Annotated in this window: 19 protein-coding genes; 13 read left to right on the top strand and 6 right to left on the bottom strand. The window is 68.4% G+C overall.

What is annotated here, in order from left to right; translation table 11 throughout:
* Position 1: 1 nt before the first annotated feature.
* From OM513_RS00100 to OM513_RS00085, 4 genes are all read right to left on the bottom strand, one after another.
* A complete protein-coding gene (locus tag OM513_RS00100) occupies positions 2 to 1,543 on the bottom strand; it encodes an FAD-binding oxidoreductase (RefSeq protein ID WP_264942116.1) in 1,542 nt (513 codons plus the stop codon).
* Between the two features lie 43 nt (positions 1,544 to 1,586).
* A complete protein-coding gene (locus tag OM513_RS00095) occupies positions 1,587 to 2,309 on the bottom strand; it encodes a sulfite exporter TauE/SafE family protein (protein ID WP_264942115.1) in 723 nt (240 codons plus the stop codon).
* Positions 2,302 to 3,585, bottom strand: a complete 1,284-nt coding sequence (locus OM513_RS00090) for an MFS transporter (RefSeq protein WP_264942114.1) — start codon at positions 3,583 to 3,585, stop codon at positions 2,302 to 2,304. Before OM513_RS00090 ends, OM513_RS00095 begins: the two co-directional genes overlap by 8 nt.
* 218 nt (positions 3,586 to 3,803) lie before the next feature.
* Positions 3,804 to 5,363 (bottom strand): FAD-binding oxidoreductase, encoded by a 1,560-nt coding sequence (locus tag OM513_RS00085; RefSeq protein WP_264942113.1) that lies wholly within the window; start codon positions 5,361 to 5,363, stop codon positions 3,804 to 3,806.
* 133 nt (positions 5,364 to 5,496) lie between these two features.
* On the opposite strand from OM513_RS00085, the gene OM513_RS00080 reads away from it, so the two are divergent.
* The 4 genes from OM513_RS00080 to OM513_RS00065 all read left to right on the top strand — a co-directional run bounded on the left by OM513_RS00080 (position 5,497) and on the right by OM513_RS00065 (position 9,612).
* Positions 5,497 to 6,945, top strand: a complete 1,449-nt coding sequence (locus tag OM513_RS00080) for a 4-hydroxyphenylacetate 3-hydroxylase N-terminal domain-containing protein (RefSeq protein WP_264942112.1) — start codon at positions 5,497 to 5,499, stop codon at positions 6,943 to 6,945.
* Between the two features lie 20 nt (positions 6,946 to 6,965).
* On the top strand, positions 6,966 to 7,478 hold the full coding sequence (locus tag OM513_RS00075) for a flavin reductase family protein (protein ID WP_264942111.1): 513 nt from the start codon (positions 6,966 to 6,968) through the stop codon (positions 7,476 to 7,478).
* Positions 7,471 to 8,118 carry a TetR/AcrR family transcriptional regulator gene (locus OM513_RS00070; protein WP_264942110.1) on the top strand — a complete coding sequence of 216 codons (648 nt, stop codon included), beginning with the start codon at positions 7,471 to 7,473 and terminating at the stop codon, positions 8,116 to 8,118. The genes OM513_RS00075 and OM513_RS00070 overlap by 8 nt, the downstream gene beginning before the upstream one ends.
* Positions 8,119 to 8,184: 66 nt before the next feature.
* Complete coding sequence (locus OM513_RS00065) at positions 8,185 to 9,612, top strand: aldehyde dehydrogenase (RefSeq protein WP_264942109.1); 1,428 nt, start codon at positions 8,185 to 8,187, stop codon at positions 9,610 to 9,612.
* 93 nt (positions 9,613 to 9,705) lie between these two features.
* Here the strand turns inward: OM513_RS00065 and OM513_RS00060 are convergent, their stop codons facing one another.
* Complete coding sequence (locus tag OM513_RS00060) at positions 9,706 to 11,178, bottom strand: carotenoid oxygenase family protein (RefSeq protein WP_264942108.1); 1,473 nt, start codon at positions 11,176 to 11,178, stop codon at positions 9,706 to 9,708.
* A 261-nt stretch (positions 11,179 to 11,439) separates the two neighbouring features.
* Between OM513_RS00060 and OM513_RS00055 the strand changes: the two genes are divergently transcribed.
* From OM513_RS00055 to OM513_RS00035, 5 genes are all read left to right on the top strand, one after another.
* The gene (locus OM513_RS00055) at positions 11,440 to 13,752 is read left to right on the top strand and encodes a TonB-dependent receptor (RefSeq protein ID WP_264942107.1); all 2,313 of its coding nucleotides are present in this window, start codon (positions 11,440 to 11,442) and stop codon (positions 13,750 to 13,752) included.
* Positions 13,753 to 13,976: 224 nt separating this feature from the next.
* On the top strand, positions 13,977 to 14,867 hold the full coding sequence (locus OM513_RS00050) for a fumarylacetoacetate hydrolase family protein (RefSeq protein ID WP_264942106.1): 891 nt from the start codon (positions 13,977 to 13,979) through the stop codon (positions 14,865 to 14,867).
* 1 nt (position 14,868) lies between these two features.
* Complete coding sequence (locus OM513_RS00045) at positions 14,869 to 15,807, top strand: cupin domain-containing protein (RefSeq protein WP_264942105.1); 939 nt, start codon at positions 14,869 to 14,871, stop codon at positions 15,805 to 15,807.
* A gap of 43 nt (positions 15,808 to 15,850) precedes the next feature.
* Positions 15,851 to 17,047, top strand: a complete 1,197-nt coding sequence (locus tag OM513_RS00040) for an FAD-dependent monooxygenase (protein ID WP_264942104.1) — start codon at positions 15,851 to 15,853, stop codon at positions 17,045 to 17,047.
* Between the two features lie 2 nt (positions 17,048 to 17,049).
* Positions 17,050 to 18,303 carry a CaiB/BaiF CoA transferase family protein gene (locus OM513_RS00035; RefSeq protein WP_264942103.1) on the top strand — a complete coding sequence of 418 codons (1,254 nt, stop codon included), beginning with the start codon at positions 17,050 to 17,052 and terminating at the stop codon, positions 18,301 to 18,303.
* 32 nt (positions 18,304 to 18,335) lie between these two features.
* Here OM513_RS00035 and OM513_RS00030 read toward each other — a convergent pair whose 3' ends face one another.
* Positions 18,336 to 19,049 carry an IclR family transcriptional regulator gene (locus OM513_RS00030; protein ID WP_264942102.1) on the bottom strand — a complete coding sequence of 238 codons (714 nt, stop codon included), beginning with the start codon at positions 19,047 to 19,049 and terminating at the stop codon, positions 18,336 to 18,338.
* Positions 19,050 to 19,165: 116 nt separating this feature from the next.
* Between OM513_RS00030 and OM513_RS00025 the strand changes: the two genes are divergently transcribed.
* From OM513_RS00025 to OM513_RS00010, 4 genes are all read left to right on the top strand, one after another.
* Positions 19,166 to 20,122 (top strand): hydroxymethylglutaryl-CoA lyase, encoded by a 957-nt coding sequence (locus OM513_RS00025; protein WP_264942101.1) that lies wholly within the window; start codon positions 19,166 to 19,168, stop codon positions 20,120 to 20,122.
* A 6-nt stretch (positions 20,123 to 20,128) separates the two neighbouring features.
* On the top strand, positions 20,129 to 22,651 hold the full coding sequence (gene acnA, locus OM513_RS00020; RefSeq protein ID WP_264942100.1) for an aconitate hydratase AcnA: 2,523 nt from the start codon (positions 20,129 to 20,131) through the stop codon (positions 22,649 to 22,651).
* Between the two features lie 64 nt (positions 22,652 to 22,715).
* Positions 22,716 to 23,552, top strand: a complete 837-nt coding sequence (locus OM513_RS00015) for a FadR/GntR family transcriptional regulator (RefSeq protein ID WP_264942099.1) — start codon at positions 22,716 to 22,718, stop codon at positions 23,550 to 23,552.
* A gap of 107 nt (positions 23,553 to 23,659) precedes the next feature.
* Positions 23,660 to 25,234 (top strand): aldehyde dehydrogenase (NADP(+)), encoded by a 1,575-nt coding sequence (locus OM513_RS00010; protein WP_264942098.1) that lies wholly within the window; start codon positions 23,660 to 23,662, stop codon positions 25,232 to 25,234.
* Positions 25,235 to 25,425 lie beyond the last annotated feature (191 nt).

The raw sequence follows: 25,425 nt of genomic DNA, 5'->3' as shown, positions 1-25,425 counted from the left end.
CTCACGCGCGGACGCCGATGCCGTTGCGGCCCGGCGCGATGATGTTGTTGGGGTCCAGGCACGCCTTCACCTTGTCGTTCAGGCGGCGCAGCGCGTGATCGTTGAAATCGAAGGTGTCGGCGATCAGCCCCATGTACGAGATGTGGCCGCGATACTCGCCGAAGCCCTGCGCCGCGGCCTCGGCGACGAGGTGGCGGTAGAGCTTGTCCACCCGGTCCACCATCGCCGGATCGTCGCGGTTGTACAGGATCAGGCTGACGTTGTTCACATGGCGCCGGCCGATCGTGAAGCTGGCGTAGTAATCCTGCCCGACCTTTTCGTAATAGGCTTTGATCTTGCGGGCATAGTCCAGGATCAGCTTGCCGTCGGACGGCATCACCGGCGCGAAGCTCAGGTGCCCGCCGCGCCCGCCGTACCAGTTGACGCTCTGCAGCCCCAGGGTGGAGGGGATGCCGCGCGCTGACTTGTCGGGCGGATCGCCCTGCTCCCAGGTCTCGAACTTCAGCTCCTTGCCGATGCGCTTCTCGAATATGCCGCGGATCAGCTCGATCTGGGCCTTCACCGTGGCGGCGTGGCCGAACAGGTTGATCTTGGCGTTCCACCAGCCGATGCCCAGCTTCTGGATCATCTTCTCGCACGCCGAATCGGGAATGGCGCCGGGGCCGTCATACCAGTCGGCGCGCTGCGACTGGGTGGATGCGGCGCGCACCGGGCTGCCGAAGACGATGTTGTGCTGGATCACGTCGCGGCGGCGCAGGTCGGCCAGCGCGTCGATCGCCCATTCGGCGTCGTCGAATTTGGGGAAGGCCAGCTCGACCTTCGCCGTCATCTCCGGCTCGGGCTGGAGCCACAGGCCGGCCTGGGTGACCACGCCCAGGTTGGACTGGAAGAACATCTGGTCCCAGCCGGGGCCATAGCCGTATTTGTAATGCTGCCAGCCCGCGCCCTTGGCCATCGCGCCCATGCCGGTGCGGATCAGGTCGCCGTCGGGCAGCACCGCCTCGATCCCGCAAATCTGTTCGCAATGGTCGCCATAGGGGGTGTAGCCGATGCCGCGATCCAGCGCGTTGCCCAGCACGCTGCCCCAGCTATTGCCGGGCGTGGACATCCACAGCGGCAGCTTGTTGTCGGCCAGGTGGTTGTAGAGATCGAAGAAGCTGACGCCGGGCTCGATCACGCAATAGGCCTGCTTGGCGTCGACCTCGACCACCTTGTTCATGCGGCTGAGGTCCAGGATCACGTTGCCGCGCTCCATCGGCGATGCGCCGCCATAGCCCAGGTTCTTGCCGCGGCTTACCGGCCACAGCGGCACCTTGTGCTCGTTGGCCAGGCGCACGATCGCGCGCACCTCGTCGGTGGAGGCGGGCGCCGCGATCGCCGAGCAATCGTGGTTCAGCCCGTCGCCCAGCGCATAGGGGTCGATATAGGTCTGGCGGTCTTCTTCACCGTCGAGCACCCATTGCTTGCCGATCGCGCCGCGAAAGGCGTCCAGCGCCTTCGCGAAGCCGTCCGGGCTCAGCTTTCCGGGGAGCGGTGCGCTCATCTGTCTCTCCTGGTCGGATGATGTCGGGGGGCGGGCGCGCGCATCAGGCAAGGCCCTTCTGGACGAAGCGCAGGCCCAGCAGCGTGATGAACAGCCGCATCACGAAGCGGAAATGGTCTTCGGAGATCACCGGCACCATCCGCTTGCCCAGATAGGTGCCGGCCAGGCCGGTGACGGTCGCCACCAGTATCTCCGGCCACCATGCGGCATAGGAAAATCCGGTGGCGGCATAGCCCAGCGTCCGGATCGTCTCGAGCAGGATGATGCAGGTGGCGAAAGTGCCCACGATCGCGGTGCGCGCCAGGCTGGACCGCAGCAGCACCGGCTGGAGGATCGCGCCCAGCCCGAACAGCGTGCTTACCACCGCATGCGCGATGCCGACGCCGAAATAGGATGCGCCCGCGCGGCCGCGCCAGCGGATCGCGGGCGCCCAGGCCAGCACGAACAGCAGCAGCCCCAGCAGCACCGCCAGCACCCGTTCCGGCGTGCGCGCGAACAGCCACAGCCCCGCGCCGACGCCCACCAGCGTGCCCGCGGTGAAATTGCGCACGATCGTCCAGTCGATCTCCGCCCAGAAGGCGTGGGTACGCGAAACCAGCGATCCGAACGACAGCACCGATTGCATCGCGATGGCGGTGGGCAGCGGCATGATCCAGGTCAGCGCCCCGAACAGCACATAGCCCCCGCCCACCGAGAAGCAGGCGCTGATCGCCGACGCGGCCAGGCTGGCCGCGCCCAGGATCAGCAGGTTCTGCCCGTCATGCATCGGCGCGCTTTTCGGTGTAGCCGGCCCAGTAGCGCGGCTGGAAACGCAGCCCCAGCAGCGCGCAGACCACCGCCGTGATCGCCACCGCGATGAACGGGATGGTGAAGCCGCCGGTCACGTCCACGCCGACGCCGATCACCCAGATGCCGGCCGACGCGCCCAGATGGAAGGCGGCGTTGAGGAACGCGATCACCTGCGCGATCGGGCGGATGCCATAGATGTGCCGCGCCAGCACCGGCGCCTGCACCACCACGCCGCCGTGCGAAACGCCGCGCACCACCGTGAACATCAGGAAGGTGACGAAGCCCGATACCGGGAAGGCGAGCAGCACCGCGATGCCGCACAGCGCCCAGCATGCCGCCACGCCCTTGGTCGAGAAACGATCGAACACCCAGCCGAACAGGATCTTGCCCAGCCCGGAGATCACGATGACGATGGTGAAGCCCAGCGCCGCCATATAGGCGCCCAGGTTCGCCTGGCGCGCGACGAACATCGGCACATATTCGTTCACGCCGTTGCTGATCGCGCCCGAAAGCGCGGCTGCCAGCACCAGCATGATGAAGGGCCGCGTGCGCACGATCTGGGAGAATTCGGGGCTATCGCCGCCCGCGGCCGCCGCCTTCGCGTGCTTGCCGCCCTTGGGGCCGGGATCCAGCTCCTCGGCGGTATAGCCATAGGCCTCGGGCGTTTCGCGGAACAGGAAGATCGCGGCGGTGGTGACGAACAGCAGCACCACCACGCCCGCCGCCGCCGATGTCGCGTGCCAGCCGAAATGCTGCACGCCCCAGGTGGTGGCGAAAGGCACGATCGTGCCCGCCACCGCGCCGCCCAGCATCGCCACGCCGGTGATCCGGCCCAGGCTGGCCGAATGCCATTTGGCCAGCGTCACCTGGACGCAGATCAGCGCCAGGATCGAGGCAAAGCCCGAAAAGGCGGCGAGCAGATAATAGATCGGCAGGTTCGACACGAAGTAGAGCAGCATCGTCGCCACGCCGACCACCACGACCGACTGGACGAACACCCGCTTCAGCCCCAGCCGCACGATCAGGCTGCCCGCGAACAGCCCGCCGATCGCCGACACCGCCGATTTGATCGCCATGAAGCTGGTCGTCTGGGTGACCGACCATCCCATGTCCTTGGAGATGGTGTCGTACATCACCGGCATCATCATCGAGACGCCGGCCAGCGCCACGCCCCACACCAGGAATCCGGTGAAGATGTTCATCCACGTATAGGCGCGCATCGTCGCGATCGTGGGGCGATCGTGCTCAGTCATCTTCCAATCCTCTCCCGGTCCCTGGGGTGACCGCCGCTCGTCCGCGGCGCGCGCCTGTCGTCACCCGCAAGCGGGCGAGCTGGTATTCGTTCTCTTGAATAGAATGGTGTTCTTTTATTTGAGGCTCCAACCGCTGTCAATCGCGGCGCGACGGGCCGGGGCGCGGGCCTGAGGGCCGGCCGGGCGGCGGGCCGGGGGGCGGGAGGGCGCGCGCGCATTCAGGCGCGCCCCGCGCGGGCCACGCCCGGCCAGATGCCGTGGTTGCCGGGCGAAAGGATGCCGGCGGGATCCAGCGCGTCCTTGATCCGTCCCAGCGTGCGGCGCATCGCATGATCGTTGAAGCCGAAGGTGCCGGCCACGCCGTCCACCAGCGCGACATGCGCGCGATAGGGCGCGCAGCCCCATCCGGCCGCCTGCGCATACATCTCGCGCACCGCGTCGCGCGCCGCCTGCACCCGTTCCGCGTCGGCGGCGTCGAACACCACCATGCAGGCGCTCACCATGCTGCGCGCGTTGAGCAGCAGCCCCACCGGCGCGACCAGCCCGTATTTCGCCAGCGTGCCGCGCACCATCGCGTCCAGCCGCTGCGCCGCCTCTCCGGTGGCGGGCAGCACGGGCGAGAAGTCCATATGCCCCATCGTCTCGCCGAACGCGGCCTTCAGCCGTTCGAGCAGCACCTGGTTGGGGATGCCGGCGGCGATCAGATCGCGCGGCTCCACCGTCTCCGGCCCCGCGTCGCCCGGGTAGCTTCGCAGCTCCAGCTCGGCGCCGGGGATCGCCGCCACCGCGCGTTCGAGCAGCGACCGGCGGGCCGCCACCATCTCCGCATGGCCATACAGGCCGATGCGTGCGTTCCACCGGCCGGGGCGCAGCACCTTGCGCAGCCCGGCCATGGTGAAGCCGCCCGCGGCGGAGTCTTCGTCCGCCGCCGGATCGGGCGTGCCGACGATCATCGGGATGCCCTGAAGCACGCCCGACTGGACCAGCGATCGCAGCGTATCGACCAGCGGCACGATGTCGCCCTCGCCGCGGCACAGGATGGTGCCGGTCTCGATCCGCTCGGGCCGCGGCACCAGCCACAGCCCGGCCTGGGTCACGATGCCCATGTTCGATTGCTTGAACAGATCGTCGAGCGCCGGGCCGAAGCCGCGGCGGTGGCAGCTCCACAACGGGCTGTTCGCGATCGCGCCCTGGCCGGTGCGCAGCAGCGTGCCGTCGGCCAGCACCACCTCAAGCCCGCACAGCGCCGAGGCGTGGTCGCCGAGCAGGTTGTAGCCATAGCCGTGCTCCAGCGCGTTGCCGATGATGCTGCCCCAGCCCAGATCGGGCACCGACATCATCAGCGGCGCGTCCGCCTCGCGCAGCGCGGCATAGAGCTGGTGGAAGGTGACGCCCGGCTCGATCCGCGCGAAGCCCTGGCGTGCGTCGATCTCCAGGATGCGGTTCATGCGGCGCAGGTTGAGCACCACCGTGCCGTCCACCACCGGTGCCGATCCGCCATAGCCGAAGTTGCGGCCCATGGATGAGGTCCACAGCGGGATTCCCAGCACGCCCGCCAGCCGCACCGCGGCCTGCACCTGCTCCACTGATTCGGGCTGGATCACCAGCCCCGGCCGGTGCGCGCGTGCGTCGGGCCCTTCGAACGGATCGTGGAATTCGGCGAACAGCGCGCCTTCGCGCCGCACCGCGTCCGTGCCCAGCAGCGCTGCGAATCGGCGCTCGGCGCGATCCAGCGCCTCCGCCGATATCCCGTCCGCCCTTGCGCCTTCGCTCTCCACGATCCCGCTCCTCTCGTCCCCGCCGCGGGAGGGCAGCCCCTCCCTTTGTTCTCTCTAATAGAACATCGTTATATTTTGACTTGCATCAACCTGCAACCGTGAATACACGTGTTTTCAGTTAGGAGAAGATGTCATGGCTGTTCGCAACGGCAATCAGTACAAGGCCGGGCTCGATGACGAGCGCGCCGTGTGGCTGGGGGAAGGCAAGGTTCATGTGGCGAGCGATCCGCTGCTCGCCGGGTCGGTCGACGGGATGGCCGGCTATTTCGACTGGCAGATCGCGCACGCCGACGAATGCCTGATCGACGATCCCGAAAAGTCCGGCGAGAAGATGAACGTCAGCCTCATGCTCCCCAAGAGCAAGGAGGACCTGAAGATCCGCCACCGCGGGCTCGAGCGGCTGTCGCGCTATTCGAACGGCATGCTGGGCCGCACGCCCGATTATGTGAACGTCGTCCTTTCCGGCCACACCGCGCGCCGCGACATCTGGGAACGCGGCAAGCCCGAGGGCTATGAGCGGCTGGCGAAGTTCCACCGCGAGGTGATCGACGGCGATCTTTCGATGACGCACACGATCGTCCACGCCAATATCGACAAGGCCGCCCCGCCGCTGGCCGGCATGAACACCGATCTCACGCTGCGCGTCGTCGGCCGGAACGAGAACGGCGTGGTCGTGCGCGGCGGCAAGGTGCTTGCCACGCTGGGGCCGCTGGCGGACGAGATCTACGTCTATTCCTCCGCGCCGATCCCCTCGGGCGCGGAGGAATATGCGCTGATCTTCTCGATTCCCGTGAAGACCAAGGGCGTGATCCAGATCTGCCGCGATCATTACGGCGTCAACGCCAGCGTCGCCGACGCGCCCTTCTCCTCGCGCTTCGACGAGCAGGACAGCTTCGTGATCTTCGACGATGTCGAGGTGCCCTATGAGCGGCTGTTCTGCGACGGCGACCTGAACGTCTACAACATCCTCAACCAGGGCGTGTCGCCGGGCAACACGCTGCAGCAGACCGCGATCCGCGCGATGGTGAAGCTCGAATTCGCCTACGACCTGTGTTCGAGCATCGCGAAGGTGACCAACAGCCTGAACGCGCCCGACGTCGCGGTGCAGCTTGGCGAGATCCACTCCTATCTGTCGCTCACCCGCTCGGCGATCATCGCGGCGGAGGAACAGGCGCATGACTGGGGCGGCGGCGCCTTCTTCCCGCATCGCGATCTTTCGGTGCTGCGCTGCGTGATGCCGGGCTGGATGACGCGGGTGAACCAGATCGTCCGCGCGATCGGATCGCACAACCTGCTGTGCACCCCCTCGCTCGCGCTTTTCGAAAATCCGGAGATCGGCGATCTGCTGCGCAAATATCTGCCCGGATCGAACGGTATGGCGGCGGAGGATCGCGCGCGGATCATGCGCATGGCCTGGGATTTCGCCGGATCGGCGCTGGGCAGCCGCATCGAATTGTACGAGATGTTCTACCTCACCAGCCAGACGCGCGCGCGCATCGGCGATCACATGATCGCCCAGCGCGACTATGAATGGGGCCAGGTGCGCGAGTTCATGCAGAAGTCCGGCATCCTGCCGGGCTGAGGCAGGCGGAGGCGGCATTCATGGCGACATATCCGGCCGCGGCCGGCGAGGAACTGGTGCAGGATTTCCGCGGCGCGATGCGGCGGCTGGCGAGCGGCGTCGCGCTCGTCACCACCGCCGATGCCGCGGGCGGGCGCTATGGCATCGCGATGACGGCGGTGATGTCGCTCAGCATGGAGCCGCCGTCGCTACTGCTGGCGGTAAACGCGGGTGCGTCGCTGTGCGGCCCGCTGATGGCGCGCGGGCGCTTCGGCGTGTCGATCCTGGCGCGCGAGGACGCGGAGACCTGCCGCGCCTTCGTCGCCGCGCCGGCTGCCAGCCGGTTCGACGCGGGCACCTGGGTCACCCACGAAAGCGGCATCCCGCTGCTGGGCACGGCGCTCGCACGGATCGTCTGCACGCTCGACAAGGCGGAGCCGTTCGCAAGCCACATGGTCATTCGCGGCATCGTCGAGTACGCCGCCGTCCATCCGTCGAGCGACGCGCTCGTGTTCCTCGACGGCCGCTATGGAGGGATGTCCGCGGATGGATGAGGCGAAGCCGGCGCGGGGCGGGGACCAGTCGAGCCGCGAGCGTTTCCTGTCCGCCGCCGACGACCTGTTCATCGCGTATGGCTATGACGGCTGCACGATCCGCGCGATCGCGGCGCAGGCGGGCACCAGCCTCGCCTCGCTCAGCCGCAACTGGAGCAGCAAGCGCCACCTGTTCGAAGAGGTGTTCCAGCGCCACTTCGATCCGATCCACAGCGCCCAGCAGCGCAATTTCGACGCGCTGGAGGCTTCGGGCGATCTGACGGTGCAGCGCATCCTGACCGCCTTCTTCGATTCCGCGATCAGCCGCGGCGGCAGCGCGGGCGAGAACCGCAGGAGCTACCGCGTCTATTGCTGCGCGCTCGCCGATCCCTCGACGGAGGCGCGCGAGATCACCCGCCCGCTGGTCACCCCGGTTCGCGGCCGCCTGATCGGGCTGATGCGCCGCGCGCTGCCGGACATGGACGATCAGCGCTTCTTCCTGGCGATGAACGTGGTCCTCGGCGCCTATGTCTACCCCCAGACGCATGGCGAGCGGCTGGCCGGGATCATGGAGCTGGACATCAGCGGCGTCGATTGGCGCGCGGCGGTGGAGACGCTGGCCGGTTTCGTCAGCGACGGGCTGTCGTCGCACGCCCGCTGATCCCGGCGCTACTTTGCAGCACCATTCAGCTTTGCTATATAGCATAGCAAAATGAGGAGACGAGCCATGGCAACCCTGACCACCAATGCCCCCGGAGCCACCTTCGAACGGCTGAACCCGCTGACCGGCGAAGTAGCGTCCCGTGCGGAAGCGATGCAGGCGGGCGACATGGCCGCGATCGCGGCGCGCGCGGGCGCGGCATTCCCGGCATGGGCGGCGATGGGGCCGAACGCGCGCCGCGCGGTGCTGGCCAAGGCCGCGGCGGCGCTTGAGGCGCGGGCGGACGCCTTCGTCGACGCGATGAAGGGTGAGATCGGCGCGACCGAGGGCTGGGCGCGGTTCAACCTGATGCTGGCCGCCGGGATGGTGCGCGAGGCGGCGGCGCTGACCACCCAGATCAGCGGCGAAGTGATCCCCAGCGACAAGCCCGGCTGTATCGCGATGGCGGTGCGCGAGCCGGTGGGCGTGATCCTGGGCATCGCGCCGTGGAACGCGCCGATCATCCTGGGCGTGCGCGCGATCGCGGTGCCGCTGGCGTGCGGCAACAGCGTGATCCTGAAGGCGAGCGAGACCTGCCCGCGCACCCATGCGCTGATCATCGAGGCGTTCGCCGAGGCCGGCTTCCCCGAAGGCGTGGTGAATGTGGTGACCAACGCGCCGCAGGATGCCGGCGCGGTGGTGGGCGCGCTGATCGACGCGCCGGAGGTGCGCCGCATCAACTTCACCGGATCGACCGCGGTGGGCCGGATCATCGCCCAGCGCGCCGCCGGTCACCTCAAGCCCTGCCTGCTGGAGCTGGGCGGCAAGGCACCGCTGATCGTGCTGGAGGACGCCGATCTGGACGAAGCGGTGAAGGCCGCGGCGTTCGGCGCGTTCATGAACCAGGGCCAGATCTGCATGTCGACCGAACGGATCATCGTGGTCGATGCGGTGGCCGATGCCTTCGCCGCGAAGTTCCGCGACAAGGTGGCGACGATGGCGGTGGGCGATCCGCGCCAGGGCAACACCCCGCTGGGCGCGGTGGTGGACCTGAAGACGGTGGCGCATTGCCAGTCGCTGATCGCCGACGCGCTCGCCGCGGGCGCGGTGCAGCTCACGGGCGGCCCGGCGGACGGCGTGCTGATGCCCGCGCATGTGATCGACAAGGTGACGCCGGACATGAAGCTGTTCCGCGACGAAAGCTTCGGCCCCGTTGTCGGCGTGATCCGCGCGCGGGACGAGGCGCACGCGATCGAGCTGGCCAACGACACCGAATATGGCCTGTCGGCGTCGGTCTTCACCCGCGATACCGCGCGCGGGCTGGGCGTCGCGCGCCGGATCAAATCGGGTATCTGCCACGTCAACGGACCGACCGTGCATGACGAGGCGCAGATGCCGTTCGGCGGTGTGAAGGCGTCCGGCTATGGCCGTTTCGGCGGCAGGGCGGGGATCGACAGCTTCACCGAGCTGCGCTGGATCACGATCGAGACCCAGCCGGGCCATTATCCGATCTGAGGAATGGAAAAGGCCCCGGCGATCGCGCCGGGGCCTTTCGCTGCCCGCATCGCGCGGGAAGGGGGGGGCGCCACGGCGCTCCCCCTTTGCGTTTCAGGCGGCTTCGAGCGGGCGGATCGCGTCGGCGTCGGCCCAGTTGCCGTGCAGGCCGAAGCGCAGCCGCACCGGGATGTTGATCGTCGCGATCGGCCCCTTGGCGATCTCGGTCGCCTCGAAGATCAGCAGGTCGCTGCCGCGTTCCTCCAGCCGGTTGCACACCATCACGATCCAGCCGTCGCCTTCCGCCGCATCGGGCGCGCGCGGGACAAAGCAGGGCTCCTGGATGCTGGAAACGGGGCCGCACCACCATTTCTGCTCCGTGCCGGTCTCCAGATCGACCAGGCCCAGCGTGTTCATCACCCAGCCGCCGGCGCTGCCGCCCTTCATCTCCACCGGCTGCGAGGGATCGATCACGACCATCCAGCCATAGCGGTATTTCCTGCCCGCATAGCGATCGTCGAGCCGCGGGAACTCGCCGATCATGTCCGAAAGCCGGGTGGAGCGATATTCCTCCTCATTCTGGTTCAGGTCGACGGTCCAGCGCGTCAGGAAGGTCTGGCCCGCCACCGGATCGAACGGCTTGTCGTTGATGTCGGGGAAGAACGGCATCATGCTGTTGGCGGCCACGGGCAGGTCCAGGTGGATCGTCGATCCTTCCTGCCAGGCGTTCATCACATGCGCGGTGAAGCAGTTGCCGCCCTTGAACCAGCGGATGTCCTCGGCCGTGGTCCCCGGCTTGCGCGGCATGACGGCCAGATAGGTGGGCAGGCTGGTGTCGAAGCCGAAATGCGGCTTGCCCGCCGCCAGCCGCTCCCAACTGCTCGTCATCGGCATGACGGAGAACAGCGCATAATCCGCGGTGATCGCGAAGTCGTGCATCATGCAGTAATAGGGCGTTTCGAACCACACGTCGTAGAGCAGCTCGCCCTCGGGGCTGATCTCGTAATAGGTCATGTCGCGGGTCAGCACGCCCTTTGAGGCATAGCCGAAGCCGCAGAGGTTGCCGGTCACCGGATCGGTCTTGGGGTGGGCGGTGAAGGTCTCGCCCGTCATCCGGCCCTCGAAATCGGTGTAGCCGCGCGTTTCCAGCGTCACCGCGTCCATCACCAGTGGCGGCGAATCCTCCTTCAGCGCATAGAGCCGGCCGCCGTGGATATAGGCGTTGGTGTTGGCGGTGCCGCGGATCTTGCCCTTCACCTCCTCATCGTCGGTCAGCGGGTTGCGATAGGCGCCGAACACCGCGCGCCCGGCGGCATTCTCCAGCTTCCACTTGTCGGTCTTGGCCCAGCGCTGGACGAAATCGACCTTGCCGTCCTTGAAACGGAACATCGAGATCATGCCGTCGCCGTTGAAGGCGATGTCGTCGCCCAGCTTGGGCGGGAACTGATGCTCGGGCTGCACGCGATAGAAGGCGCCGTTCATCTCCGGCGGGATCGTGCCGTGTACGTTCAGGTCCCCGACCTGCGCCTCGACGCGCGAGGGCGTGTTGAAGCCGGTGAAGGCGGGGGTCTCGGGGAATGTCGTCATTTCGGACTCTCCTAATCGCGCGATTCGCAACCGCCGCCTACGGCCAGCTTATCTTACGCAGCCTTAAAAATAGAACGCTATTCTAAAATGAGTCGCATCCCCTGTCCAGTGCCGCCGTCCCAGGCCGGGCCGCAGGCCTCAAGATTGACACAAGGCAAAACATCCGATAAAAAGAACATCGTTCTGTTCAATAGAACATCAAAAAAAGGCGCCTGCCCGGGGGGTGGCGCCGAACCCGTTCAGGGAGTGGAGGGGATACGTATGACCAAGCATTTCCGTACCTTCGGCCTCCTCGCCGGAGCCGCGATCGGCGCGCTGATGCCGATCCAGGCCTATGCGCAGGATGCGGAAGACTCGAACAATTCCGACGGCGAAATCGTCGTCACCGCGCAGTTCCGCCAGGAAAGCGCCCAGAAGACCGCGATCTCGATCGACGTCCTCTCCGCCGACAAGCTGGACAAGGCCGGCGTGTCGCAGGCGACCGATATCGCGCGGCTCTCGCCCGGCGTTCAGATCAGCCAGGGCGGCACGGCGCTGCAGATCTACATCCGCGGCGCGGGCGATTTCTCGACCACCGGCTACAGCAACTCGGCGGTGGCGCAGAGCTATGACGGCGTCTTCGCCGCGCGCACCCAGTGGGTGGCGGGCACCTTCTACGACCTCGAGCGCATCGAGGTGCTGAAGGGTCCGCAGGGCACGCTCTATGGCCGCAACGCCACCGGCGGCGCGCTCAACATCATCCCGGTCCAGCCGCGCCTCGGCACGTTCGAAGGCTATGTCAGCGCCGGTTTCCAGAACTATGACGGGTTCAACGCCGAAGGCGCGATCAACATTCCGATCGGCGACAATTCGGCGGTGCGCGCATCGTTCCAGGGCGTTTCGCGCGATGGCTACATCAGCGACGGCACCGACGACGACAAGCACCACTCGTTCCGCCTGCAGTTCAAGACGCAGCCGGTTGACGCGGTGACGCTGCGCGTCGGCCTGAACTATCAGAAGGTCGGCGGCCGCGGCCCCGGCAAGGTGGTGTACGAGCCGACCGCGCCGAACGCGCCGGGCATCACCACGCCCGTTCCGATCATTCCCGACGATCGCTGGACCTCGATCAACGACTCGCTCAACGCGCTGATCGCCAAGACCACGGCTCCCCCGGGCATCTACACGCTCGACACGAGCAAGGTGTACCAGAACATGGAGAGCTGGGGCATCAACGCCCATCTCGACTGGGATCTCGGCCCGGCGACGCTGACCGTGATCCCGGCCTATCAGCGGGTGAGCATCGACTCGCTGGCGATGCCGGCGCTCTATTTCAACACGGTCAACGCCTTCACCGGCGAACCCTCGACCTCCGACGCGCAGACCGTCGAGGTGCGCCTGGGCAATGCCAACGACGCGCTGAAATGGGTCGTGGGCGGCTATTTCTTCAACGAGGACCAGGACAGCTTCAACGCCGTCCGCCTGGGCTTCGTGTCCGACACCGCGTTCGTGGCGAAGCTCAACACCCGCTCCTATGCGGCGTTCGGCGAGCTGACCTATTCGCTGACCGATGCGTTCCGCGTGACCGGCGGCCTGCGCTACACCAACGAGACCAAGACGGTCGACGCGCACCGCTATACGTTCAAGGGCAGCTCGGGCTGCACCGCGGGCGGCACCGGCCCGGGGCAGAGCTGTGAGCTGCTCACCTCCGGAGGCACCAATGTGAAGGGCCGTTACGAGGCGAACCGCGTCAACTTCAAGGCGGGCGTCGAGTTCGACGCGGGCGCGAGCAGCCTGATGTACGCAAGCGTCGTCACCGGCTTCAAGTCGGGCGGCCAGTCCAACGCCGATCTCGATCCCTATCGCCCGGAAGAGGTGACCGCCTATACGATCGGCACCAAGAACCGCCTGTTCGACCGGCTCGTCCAGTTCAACGCCGAGCTGTTCTACATGGACTATCGCGACCGGCAGGAGAATTTCTCCGCGCTCGATCGCGGCGGCGCGCAGGTCTCGTCGCTGTTCAACGCCGGCAAGGCCACGGCCAAGGGCGGCACCGTCGATCTGACGATCTTCCCGACCAGCAACGATCAGCTCCGCTTCGCCGTCGAATATACCGACAGCGAGTATAAGGAGTTCACCTACCGCAACTATCGCGCCGGCGATCCCTCGCCGCGCACGGCCTGCCCGGTTGCGGCGATCCCCGGCGGCACGGCGCAGACCGGCTTCTGGACGATCAACTGCAACGGCTTCCAGCTTCCGCGCACGCCCAAATGGTCGGGCAACGTCAGCTACAACCACAGCTTCGATCTGGCCGACGGCGGCACGATCGATTTCTCGCCGGAGATGTCGTTCGCCTCGTCGCGCTGGCTGAGCGCGGAGTTCGTGGAGAACGCGCGGGCGCCGGGCTATGCCATGTTCAACGCCAGCCTGACCTATCGCGCGCCCGAGGACCGTTATTCGGTGCAGCTCTTCATGCGCAATATCGGCAACGAGGCGGTGTACACCGGCACGCAGCAATATCCGTTCATCAACAACTACAACGGCCAGGATATCGCGCCGCCGCGTACCTATGGCGCGCGCTTCCGCGCCAAGTTCTAACCTCTCCCTCGAATGGGCAGCCGGCTTTGCGGCCGGCTGCCCTTTTTCTTTGCGCGGCGCCGTCCGGCGGCCTGCGGCGGGCTCCGGCGCGCCCTTTTCGACGCCCGGATTCCGCGGCCGTCCGCCCGGCAGAAAGCATTCGGATTGCGCGCATCGGCCATTGATTTCCGGCCGCAATCCATTAAATAGAACATTATTCTGTTCTACAGAACTTCAGGTGTGGCATGCGACTCGCTCGATTTGATGGCGGAAGGCTGGGGGTGGTGACGGACGGCGGCATCGCCGACATCACCGCGCTGTGCGGCTGCGATCCGCAGGAATGGCCCGCGATGGGCATGGTGCGGCTGATCCGCGACTTTCCGGATCTGCGTGGGCGGATAGAGGCGGCGCTGCCCGCCCTGCCGCTGACGCCGCTGGATCAGGTGCGGCTGGAAACGCCGGTGCCCTGGCCGAACAAGGTGATCGCCTATCCGGTCAATTATCACGCGCACGGCCGCGAGATGCAGGCCCAGTATCGCGCCACCAACCAGGGCTTCTTCCTGAAGCCGAATTCGTCGCTTTCCGGCCCCGCCGATCCGGTGGTGCTGCCCGCGGTGCCGGGCCGCGAGGTGCATCACGAAAGCGAGCTGGCGATCATCATCGGCAAGGAATGCCGCGGGGTTTCGCGCGACGACTGGCGCGACGTGGTGTTCGGCTATGCCTGCCTGCTCGACATGGTGGTGCGCGGGCGCGAGGAGCGCGTGTTCCGCAAGGCCTATGACAGCTTCTGCCCGGTCGGGCCCTGGATCGTCACCGCGGACGCGGTTCCCGATCCCGCCCAGCTCGACATGAAGCTGTGGGTCAACGGCGACCTGCGCCAATCGGCCAACACCCGCGATCTGGTGCTCGACATCCCCGGCATGGTCGCCACCGCTTCGGCGGTGATGACGCTCTATCCGGGCGACATCATCGCCACCGGCACGCCGGAGGGCGTGGGGCCGGTGGTGGACGGCGATCGCATCCGCATCGTGATCGATCACGTCGGCGAGATGAACGTCGATGTGGTGCAGGGCGAACTGGGCATGACGGAGGTGTTCGCCGAATCCTACGTGCCCCAGATCGTGAAGCAGCACTGAGATGGCGGGCGCCCGCGAATCCGGCCTTGAGGCGCTGTACCGCGATTTCGCGGGCCTCAACATGGAAGGGGGGTGGCACCGCCGCTTCCCCGCCCTGTGGCCGGCGCCGCGGCGCAACTTCCTGCCGCATCGCTGGCGCTATGCCGAGGTCAAGCCGATCCTCGATCGCGCGGGCGAGCTGATCGACACCACCCAGGCCGAACGCCGCAACCTGACGATGTTCAACCCGGTCGAGGGCAATATCTACTCGACCGTGCGGACGATCGTCGCCGCCTATCAGATGATCAAGCCGGGCGAGACCGCGCGCGCGCATCGCCACACGCCCAATGCGTTGCGGCTGATCCTGGAAGGGCGCGGCACCTCTACCGTGGTCGACGGGCAGGAGGTGGAGATGCGCCCCGGCGACGTGCTGCTGACGCCGAGCTGGGCCTGGCATTCGCACGCCAACCATGGCGACGCCGAATGCTATTGGATGGACTTCCTCGATGTGCCGCTGGTGCATCTGCTGGAGCCGATGTTCTACGAACCGCACCCGGACGGGGTGGAGCCCGATCCGCGCTGGTGCGACGCCGCGCCGATCGCCTTCCGCTGGGAGGATACGGCCGCGAAGCTGGATGCCGCCGCGGATGCGGGCGGTTCGGCCAGCGTCGCGCTCGGCCCGGCGGAGCTGGACACGATCGCGCTGCACATGATCCGGATCGGCGCCGGCCAGGCGACCGCGCCGGTGCGCACCACCGCCAACGCCGTGTTCGCGGTCGTGCGGGGCAGCGGCACGGCGGAGATCGACGGCGCCACGCTCGACTGGGCGTTCGGCGACACCATCGCCGTTCCCGCCTGGCGCCCGCACCGCTTCTTCAGCGGCGAGGGCGCGGTGCTGCTGCGCGTGTCCGACGAACCGGTGATGCGCAAGCTCGGCTGGCTGCGGAGCGAGCCCGCATGATCTTCCCGAAACTCCCCCTTCCTCATTCGAACTGGAGCCGAGCGTGAGCAAGTCGCCCAAGATCCTGATCGCCGGCGGCGGCATCGGCGGCATGGCGGCCGCCCTGTCGCTGCTGCGCCGTGGCTATGACGTCGAGGTATATGAACAGGCGCCCGAGCTGGGCGAGGTCGGCGCGGGGGTTCAGATCAGCCCCAACGGTTCGCGCGCGCTGGACGCGCTGGGCGTGTTCGACGCGCTGCGCCAGGCATCGTGCGAGCCGCGGCGCAAGGAATTCCGCCTGTGGAGCACCGGCCGTTCGTGGCAGATGTTCGATCTGGGCAAGATGGCCGTGGAGAAATACGGCTATCCCTATCTCACCGTCTATCGCCCGGACCTGCTGGGAACGCTCGCCGATGCGGTGCGCGCGCTGAAGCCGGACGCGGTGCATCTCGGCGCGCATGTCGAGGATGTCGAGCTGACGGACGATTCCGCCACGCTGGTGCTCGGCGGCGGGCGCCGCGTCACGGGCGACGTGCTGGTGGGTGCCGATGGCGTGAAGTCCACGGTGCGCAAGGCGCTGTTCGGCGATGACGAGGCGAACTTCACCGGCATGATCGCCTGGCGCGCGGTGATCCCGATGGAGCGGCTGCCCGAACATATGCGCCAGATGGTCGGCTGGACCTGGATCGGCCCGGGCGGGCACATGGTCAATTATCCGCTGCGCGGCGGCCAGCTCATGAACATGATCGGCACGATCGAGCGCGACGACTGGCAGGTCGAATCCTGGTACGCGCAGGGCTCGATCGAGGAATGCGCCAATGATTTCAAGGGCTGGCACGAGGACGTCCAGACCCTGATCCACGCCGCGCCCACCGTGATGAAATGGGCGTTCATGGAACGCACGCCGCGCCAGCAATGGACCACGGGCCGCGCGACGCTGCTCGGCGACGCCTGCCATGCCACGCTGCCGTTCCTGGCGCAGGGCGCGGTGATGTCGATCGAGGACGGCGTGGTGCTGGGCCGCTGCATCGACAAATACGACGACGTGCAGGAGGCGCTGCGCGCCTATGAGGGCGCGCGCGTCGAGCGGACCAGCAAGATGGTCCGCGGCGCCAAGGACAACACCGGCCGCTTCCATGAGGCCGCGCTCGCCACCGAGGAAGGCGCGATCCGCTATATGGAGAGCGAGTGGAGCCGCGATCCGATCACGGAGCGCTACGACTGGCTCTACCGCTACGATGTCGAGACCGCGGAAATCTGAGCATGGCCGGGGAAGCGAGCGCGGACGCGGCGGCTCCGGCCCCCGCCGGGGCCTATGCCGATCTGCTGGAGGGCGTCCGCGTCCTTGATCTGACGAACGTGCTGTCCGGCCCCTACGCCACCTATCAGATGGCGATGCTGGGGGCCGAGGTGATCAAGGTCGAAAACCCCAGGGGCGGCGATCTGGCGCGCAGCCTGGGCGCGGCGCCGGAGCTCAACGCCGCGCTGATGGGCACCTCGTTCCTCGCCCAGAACGCGGGCAAGAAATCGGTTACGCTCGATCTCAAGAGCGAACGCGGCAAGGCGCTGTTCGCCCGGCTGATCGAGAGCGCCGACGTGCTGGTGGAGAATTACCGGCCGCGCGTGATGGAGCGGCTGGGCTTCGGCTGGGATCGCGTGCGCGCGATCAACCCGGCGATGGTCTATTGCGCGATCTCGGGCTTCGGCCAGAACGGGCCGCTCAGCGCCAACCCGGCCTATGACCAGATCGTCCAGGGCTATTCGGGCGTGATGAGCGTCACCGGCGACGCGCGATCGGCGCCGCTGCGGGTGGGCTATCCCCTGTGCGATACGCTGGGCGGCATGGGCGCGGCCTTCGCGATCGCCAGCGCGCTGTTCCGCCGCGAACGGACCGGCAAGGGCGCGTGGATCGATCTGTCGATGCTCGATTCCACCGTCTCGGCGATGGGCTGGGCGGTGTCCAACTATCTGATCGCGGGCGTCGAGGCGCAGCCGATCGGCAATCAGAACGCCACCGCCGCGCCCTCCGGAGCCTTCCGCACCGCCGATGGCCCGCTCAACATCGCCGCCAACAAGCAGGAACAGTTCGAGGCGCTGTGCGATATCGCCGGCCGCCCCGATCTGAAGGCCGATCCGCGCTTCGCCCGCCGCGAGGCGCGCAAGGCGAACCGCGAGGCGCTGAACGCGATCCTGGAGGAAGCGCTCGCCGCGCGCCCGGCGGAGGAATGGGAAGCGCTGCTCAATGCCGCCGGCATCCCCGCGGGGCGCATCCTCAGCGTGCCGCAGGTACTCGCCCACCCCCAGCTCGCCGCGCGCGGGCTGGTGCAGGAACTGCCGCTGGGCGAGGCGGGGCTGGACAGCGTCCGCGTGGTGCGCGCGGGCTATCGCCTCGACGATGGCCAGCCCGGCGCGCGCTGCGCCCCGCCCGTGCTGGGGGCGGACAATGCCGCCATCTATGGCGCGCTGGGCGTCGACGCGGCGGAGCTGGCCGATCTGGAGGCGGGGGGCGTGATCTGATGCCCCGCGCGGCCGAAGCGCGGCGGCCGGGATCAGCCCGCCGTCAGCGCCGCGAAATGGCCGGGCCGGTCGCCCAGCCGGATCGACAGGCGCACGCTGGCGTCCATCAGCAGCGGACGGATCTTCGCGACATAGTCGGCCGTGAAGCGCACGATCGGGCCGGAAAGCGTGATCACGCCGATCAGCGCATGGTTGTTGCGGAAGATCGGCGCCGCCAGCGCGGCCATCTCCGGCTCCACGCTGCCGAAGCTCTCGGTCACGAAGGTGGCGGGTTCCAGCGGTGCGGCCGGATCGGCCTCGAACCGGCGGAAGATTGTGGAGGCGGCGCCGTTGTTCAGCGGCTGCCGGTCGCCCAGGCGGATGTTGTAGTCGCGGATCGTGTGCCGCCCGTCGATGCGGAACAGGCAGATCTGCTGATCGCCGTCGCGGATGAAGAAGGTCGCGCCCTCGTTGGTCGCGCTCACCAGTTCCTCCAGCGTCGGCTCCACGAACTCGCGCAGGTCGAAACTGTCCTGGAAGATGCTCGCCAGCCCCAGCAGCCCGGGGCCGAGCTGGTAGCTGCCGTCCGCGCGCTGCCAGATGAAGCCGTATTTCTCCAGCGATCCCATCAGCCGCAGGATCGTGCTCTTGTACAGCCCCGTGCTGCGCGAGATCTCGGCCAGCGTCAGCACCGGCTTGTCGCGATGGAATGCGTGCAGGATGTCGAACGCGCGATCGACCGCCGCGACACCGCCCTTGCTCGTCATGCTTCTCTTCCGCCCCTGTTCCGGTCCGTTTCGTTCCACGAAGTAGAACGATGTTTCATTCTGTCAACGGTGCTTTCGGCCGGATCGCGCCTGCATATCGCCCGAAAGGCCGCACCATGAGCATGTTGCCGAAGCGTGTCCATATCAAGGAAGAAGGCCCGCGCGAGGGCTTTCAGATCGAAAAGGCACCGATCCCTACCGCGCAGAAGATCCGGCTGGTCGATGCGCTGGCCGATACCGGGCTCGGCCATATCCAGGTGACCTCGTTCGTCCATCCGCAGAAGGTGCCGGGCATGGCCGATGCGGAGGCGGTGGTGGCGGGCATCACGCCGCGCGCAGGCGTCCATTATTCGGGCCTGTGGCTCAACCAGCGCGGGCTGGAGCGCGCGATCGCCACCGGGCGGCTGGACCTAGAGGGCAAGCTGACGCTCTATGCCTCCGACGCCTTCCTGAAGCGCAACCAGAACCGCACCCCCGATCAGCAGCTTGCCGCCCAGCCCGAACTGATCGCCATGTATCAGGCGCATGGCATCCCGGTGCGCACCGGCTTCGTCACCGCCGCCTTCGGCTGCAATTTCGAAGGCGACGTGCCGGTTGAGCGCGTCGTGCGGCTGGTGGGCGAGATGCGCGCGATCGCGCGGGCCGGGGGCGAGGAACTGAGCCTGATCGGGCTGGGCGACACCATGGCCTGGGCGACGCCCGATCGCATCCGCCGCGTGGTTGGCGCGGTTCAGGACGCCAACCCCGATGTCGCGCTCTCGCTCCACCTCCACGATACGCGGGGCATGGGCATCGCCAACGCCTTCGCCGGGCTGGAGATGGGCGTTGCGCATTTCGATGCGGCGGTGGCGGGGCTGGGCGGCTGCCCCTTCGCCGCGCATGCCGGCGCGGCGGGCAACATCTGCACCGAGGATTTCGTGCTGCTGTGCGCCGAGATGGGGATCGAGACGGGCGTGGACCTGGAGCGGCTGATCGAATGCGCGATCCTGGCCGAGGAGATCGTCGGCCATCCGCTGCCGGGCAAGGTGAAGTCGGGCGGCAGCCTGGCCGCGCTGCGCGCCCGGCGCGGCTGACGCGCGGTGGAGACGCCCTGGTCGCGGCTCGGCGATGCGGCGCGCGAGCGGCTGGCGCCGCTGCCGCGCGCGCTGGCGATCCTGCTGGAGAACATCCTGGCGCATGAGGGCGATCCCGCGCCCTTCGCCGCGCTGTTCGAGGATTGGCTGGCAAAGGGCGCGAGCAGCGCGGAAATCCCCTTCCGACCCTCGCGCATCCTGCTTCAGGATACCGCGGGTGTGGCCGTGCTCGCCGATCTCGCGGCGCTGCGCGATCATCATGCCGATGCCGGCGGCGCGCCGGAGGCGGTGGACGCGCTGCTCCCCGTCGATCTTGTCATCGATCATTCGGTGCGCGTCGATCACAGCGGCACGCCGGAGGCGCTGGAGGCCAATCTGGCGCTGGAATATGCCCGCAACGGCGAACGCTATGCCTTCTTCAAATGGGCGGAGCGCGCCTTCCCCCGGCTGCGCGTGGTGCCGCCCGGCAACGGCATCTGCCACCAGATCAACCTGGAGGAGCTGTCCGAAATCGCCGTGCCCGTGCCCGGCCATCCGGGCTGGACCGGCGCGGAAACGGTGATCGGCACGGACAGCCACACCACCATGGTCAACGCGCTCGGCATCCTGGGCTGGGGCGTCGGCGGGCTGGAGGCGGAGATGGCCGCGCTGGGCGAGCCGCTGTCCTGCCCGCTGCCGTGCGTCACCGGGGTGCGGCTGACCGGCGCGCGGCCGGCCGGGCTCACCGCCACCGATATCGCGCTGCACATCGCCGCCCGGCTGCGCGCGGCGGGGGTGGTGGATCATATCGTCGAGTTCGAAGGCGACGCGCTCGACGCGCTGACGCTGCCCGATCGTGCGGCGATCGCCAACATGTGCCCCGAATATGGCGCCACCGCCGCGCTGTTCCCGGTGGACGATGCGACGCTCGCCTATCTCGCCGCGATGGGGCGGGGGGCGGATGCGATCGCGCGCTACCGCGGCTATGCGCATGCGGCCGGGCTGTGGCGCGATGCCGGGCCGCCGCGCCGCTACAGCCGCGTGATCGCAATCGCGCTGGACGCGCTGGAACCCGTGATGGCCGGCCCCAGCCGCCCGCAGCAGGTCCGCCGCCTTTCCGAAGTGCCCGCCAGCGTCGAGGGCGCGGGGGAGGGGCAGCCGGCCCCGCTCGATCGCGCCCGTGCGTGCGACGGCGCGGTGGCGATCGCCGCGATCACCAGTTGCACCAACACCGCCAATCCCGGGCTGATGATCGCCGCCGGCCTGCTCGCGCGCAACGCGGTGGCGCGCGGGCTGGCGGTGCCGCCCTGGGTCAAGACCTCGCTCGCCCCCGGATCGCGGCGGATCGCCCGGCTGCTCGACGAGGCGGGGCTCCAGCCCGGGCTGGACCGGCTGGGCTTCCATCTGGTCGGCTTCGGCTGCACCACCTGCGTCGGCAATTCGGGCGAGTTGAAGCCGGGGCTGGAGGGCGTGGGGCTGCTCACCGCGATCCTCTCGGGCAACCGCAATTTCGAGAATCGCATCCATCCCGCGGTGCGCGCCAACTATCTCGCATCGCCGCCGATGGTGGTGGCGGGCGCGCTGGCGGGGAACCTGCGGATCGATCTGGGCCGCGATCCGGTCGGCTTCGATCGCGACGGGGCGGCGGTGATGCTCGCCGATATCTGGCCCGGGGATGCCGAGATCGCGGCGCTGCTGGAAAAGGCTGGCATGGGCGCCGCGGGCAAGGCTGCGGATGCCGCCTGGGACGCGCTGGAAAGCCCGCCGGGGCTGCGTTTCCCCTGGGATCCGGCCTCCAGCTTCATCCGCCGCCCGCCCTTCTTCGCGATGGCGCCCGCGCGTCCGGGGGAGGGGCTGCGCGATGCCCGCGTGCTGCTCGCGCTCGGCGATGCGGTGACCACCGATCATATCTCGCCGATCGGCCGCATCGCCGCGGACAGCCCCGCCGGGCGCCACCTGATCGCGCTGGGCGAGGCGCCCGCGCGGCTGGGCAGCTATGGCGATCGCCGCGCGAACCATGAGGTTATGTGGCGCGGCACCTTCGACAATGCCCGGCTGGACAATGCGCTGGCGGGTGGGCGCGGCAACCGGGCGGTGGCGCCCGGCGGCGCGATCCTCTCCGTATTCGATGCCGCCGCCGCCTGGGCGGAGCAGGGGGTTCCGCTCGTGATCTTCGCGGGCGATGCCTATGGCACCGGTTCCGCGCGCGACTGGGCGGCGAAGGGCACGGCGCTGCTCGGCGTGCGCGCGGTGATCGCGCGGAGCTTCGAGCGGATCCATCGCGACAATCTGATCGCGATGGGCGTGGTCCCGGTGGCGCTGGAGGAGGCGCTGCCCGCGGGCGCGCTCACGCCGGAGACGCGGGTGGACGTGCTGGGCCTCGAATCGCTCGGCCGGGGCGATGCGGCGCTCTCGGTGGTGCTGCGCGACCCCGGCGGCGGGGAGACCGTGCTGGCCGCGCGCGCCGCCATCGCCACCGCCAGCCAGCGCGATCGGCTGCTTTCCGGCGGACATTTCGCGCGGATGCGCACGCGCGGGGCCGGGGGATAGCGGCCGGACGCATCCGCATTCGTTGCGCTTGGCATGTGCTTCCGGAATTTCTAGGAGTTATGCCATGATCAAGGGCCAGGCTTCCGATCCCGCAGCAACCACCGCCACGCCCCGCCAGACCCGCATCCGCAAGCCGGCCGGCACCGGGCCTATCGCGCGCGCCAAGCGCCAGCCGCGGCCCAAGTCGCTGCGGCTCCACGGCGCGGTGGCGCGGACGCTGGGCGTGCGCATCGTCTCCGGCGAGTTCGCACCGGGCGACCTGCTGGAAGGCGAGATCGCGGCGAGCGAGAAGTTCGACGTCTCCCGCACCGCCTATCGCGAGGCGATCCGCATCCTCGCGGCCAAGGGGCTGGTGCATTCGCGCCCCAAGATCGGCACGCAGGTCAGCCCGCGCAGCGGCTGGCACCTGCTCGATCCGGACGTGCTCAACTGGATGTTCGCCAACGAGCCGGACCCGGACCTGATCGAGCAACTGTTCGAGCTGCGCCGGATCGTGGAGCCCGATGCCGCGCGGCTGGCGGCGATGCGGCGCACGCCGGAGCAGCTCGCGCGCATGGCGGCCGGGATCGCCGGGGTGGAGCGCCACGGCTTCGGCACGGAGGAGGGGCGCCACGCCGACCAGGAGTTTCACGCCGCGCTGCTGGAGGCGAGCGGGAATGATTTCGTGATCTCGCTCACCACCGGGGTCTCCACCGCGATTTCGCTCACCACCGAATTCAAGCAGCATCGCCTGCCCTCCCCGCGCGATGCGCTGCCCGAGCATGTCGCCGTGTTCGAGGCGATCGCCGCGAGCGATGCCCAGGGCGCGCACGACGCGATGGCCCGGCTGGTGGACCGCGGGCTGACCGATACGATGGAGGCGCGCGCGGAGCAGCGCGCACGGCGGGGTGCCCGTTCCTGACCGCAATCGCCATTCGGCGCTTGAAGCTGGATGCCCGCGCCCCTAAATGCGCGCCAAGGCATCAATGTTACCGCTAACTTTTTGATGATGACCGGGAGGATCGACCCATGGCGCTGACTGGCGAACTCTTCATTGCATCGAAGCGCGTGGCGCGGGGCGAAGGCGGCTTCCGCGCGGTCTCTCCCGCCACGGGCCAGGAGATCGAGCCCGCGTTCAGCATCGCGACGCTGGAGGATGTCGAGGCAGCCTGCGCCGCGGCCGAGGCCGTCTTCCCGGCCTATTCGAACCTCCCGCGTGAGGATCGCGCGAAGTTCCTCGAAGCCGCCGCCGACGAGATCGAGGCGCTGGGCGATGCGCTGATCGAGCGCGCCATGGCCGAGACCGGACTGCCCCAGGCCCGGCTGCTGGGCGAGCGCGGGCGCACCGCGGGCCAGCTCCGCCTGTTCGCGAAGGAGCTGCGGCTCGGCGAATATCTGCGCGCGCGCGTCGATCACGCCAATGAGGAGCGCGCGCCGCGCAAGCCCGACCTGCGCCTGCGCATGGTGCCCGTCGGCCCGGTGGTGGTGTTCGGCGCGTCCAACTTCCCGCTCGCCTTCTCCACCGCGGGCGGTGACACCGCCTCGGCGCTGGCGGCGGGCTGTCCGGTGATCGTGAAGGGCCATTCGGCGCATCCGGGCACCGCCGAGTTGGTGGCCGGCGCCGTTACGCGCGCGGCGGAGAAGACCGGCATGCCCGCGGGCGTGTTCAGCCTGATCAACGGCCCCGGCAATTCGGTGGGCCAGGCGCTGGTCACCGATCCGCGCGTCAAGGCGGTGGGCTTCACCGGGTCGCGCGCGGGCGGCACCCAGCTCATGCAGCTCGCCGCCAATCGCCCGGTGCCGATCCCGGTCTATGCCGAGATGAGCAGCATCAACCCCGTGTTCCTGCTGCCGGAGGCGCTGGAGGCACGCGCCGAGGCGCTCGGCCCCGCCTTCGTCGGATCGCTGACGATGGGTGCGGGACAATTCTGCACCAATCCCGGGCTGGTGCTGGGCATCGACGGCCCCGCGCTCGATCGCTTCCTCACCACCGCGGCAGACGCGCTGGGCGTGGCGCCCGCGCAGACGATGCTGACCCCCGGCATCCACCGCGCCTATGAAAGCGGCGTGGCGCGCATGGCCTCTTCGCCCGCGCTCAGCCAGCTTGCCCAGGGCCAGGAGCCGGGCGGCCCCACCTGCGGCCAGGCGGCGCTGTTCAGCATCGCGGCGAAGGACTTCATCGCCGATCCCGCGCACCACAGCGAAGAGGTGTTCGGCGCCGCCAGCCTGGTGATCCGCTGCGCCGATGTGGAGGAGATGCTGGCGGTGATCCCGCAGCTCGAAGGCCAGCTCACCGCCACGATGCACCTCGACGAGGGCGATTATCCGCTCGCCGCGCGGCTGGTGCCGGTGCTGGAGCGCAAGGTGGGCCGTATCATCGCCAACGGCTGGCCGACCGGCGTGGAGGTGACCGACGCGATGGTCCATGGCGGCCCCTTCCCCTCCACGGCGGACGGGCGCAGCACCTCGGTAGGCACGCTCGCGATCGACCGTTTCCTGCGGCCGGTGAGCTATCAGGACCTGCCCGCCGCGCTGCTGCCGGGCGAGCTGACCGACGCGGGCGCGGGCATCCCCCGCCGCGTGGACGGCACGCCCCAGGTCTAGGTTGAATCGACATTCAGCACCAGAAGCTGAGGGCGGCCAAGCATAGGCTGGCGAGGTAGTTTTGGGGGATGCGGTCGTATCGGGTTGCGATGCGCCGGAGTTGTTTGAGCTTGCCGATGGTCCGCTCGATTTGGTTTCGCAGCTTGTATTTGATCGGATCGAATGCGCGTTGGCGAGGCATGCAAGTGCGC

Source organism: Sphingomonas canadensis, from assembly GCF_026013525.1.
In the GTDB taxonomy this organism is placed as follows: domain Bacteria; phylum Pseudomonadota; class Alphaproteobacteria; order Sphingomonadales; family Sphingomonadaceae; genus Sphingomonas; species Sphingomonas canadensis.
Note: the sequence above shows the minus strand (reverse complement) of the source record. Positions and strands in the feature narration are given on the sequence as shown.

Coding starts and splice junctions, on each gene's coding strand:
- OM513_RS00100 (WP_264942116.1), bottom strand. CDS start 1,543: ATGAGCGCACCGCTCCCCGGAAAGCTGAGCCCGGACGGCTTCGCGAAG.
- OM513_RS00095 (WP_264942115.1), bottom strand. CDS start 2,309: ATGCATGACGGGCAGAACCTGCTGATCCTGGGCGCGGCCAGCCTGGCC.
- OM513_RS00090 (WP_264942114.1), bottom strand. CDS start 3,585: ATGACTGAGCACGATCGCCCCACGATCGCGACGATGCGCGCCTATACG.
- OM513_RS00080 (WP_264942112.1), top strand. CDS start 5,497: ATGGCTGTTCGCAACGGCAATCAGTACAAGGCCGGGCTCGATGACGAG.
- OM513_RS00075 (WP_264942111.1), top strand. CDS start 6,966: ATGGCGACATATCCGGCCGCGGCCGGCGAGGAACTGGTGCAGGATTTC.
- OM513_RS00070 (WP_264942110.1), top strand. CDS start 7,471: ATGGATGAGGCGAAGCCGGCGCGGGGCGGGGACCAGTCGAGCCGCGAG.
- OM513_RS00065 (WP_264942109.1), top strand. CDS start 8,185: ATGGCAACCCTGACCACCAATGCCCCCGGAGCCACCTTCGAACGGCTG.
- OM513_RS00060 (WP_264942108.1), bottom strand. CDS start 11,178: ATGACGACATTCCCCGAGACCCCCGCCTTCACCGGCTTCAACACGCCC.
- OM513_RS00055 (WP_264942107.1), top strand. CDS start 11,440: ATGACCAAGCATTTCCGTACCTTCGGCCTCCTCGCCGGAGCCGCGATC.
- OM513_RS00050 (WP_264942106.1), top strand. CDS start 13,977: ATGCGACTCGCTCGATTTGATGGCGGAAGGCTGGGGGTGGTGACGGAC.
- OM513_RS00045 (WP_264942105.1), top strand. CDS start 14,869: ATGGCGGGCGCCCGCGAATCCGGCCTTGAGGCGCTGTACCGCGATTTC.
- OM513_RS00035 (WP_264942103.1), top strand. CDS start 17,050: ATGGCCGGGGAAGCGAGCGCGGACGCGGCGGCTCCGGCCCCCGCCGGG.
- OM513_RS00030 (WP_264942102.1), bottom strand. CDS start 19,049: ATGACGAGCAAGGGCGGTGTCGCGGCGGTCGATCGCGCGTTCGACATC.
- OM513_RS00025 (WP_264942101.1), top strand. CDS start 19,166: ATGAGCATGTTGCCGAAGCGTGTCCATATCAAGGAAGAAGGCCCGCGC.
- OM513_RS00015 (WP_264942099.1), top strand. CDS start 22,716: ATGATCAAGGGCCAGGCTTCCGATCCCGCAGCAACCACCGCCACGCCC.
- OM513_RS00010 (WP_264942098.1), top strand. CDS start 23,660: ATGGCGCTGACTGGCGAACTCTTCATTGCATCGAAGCGCGTGGCGCGG.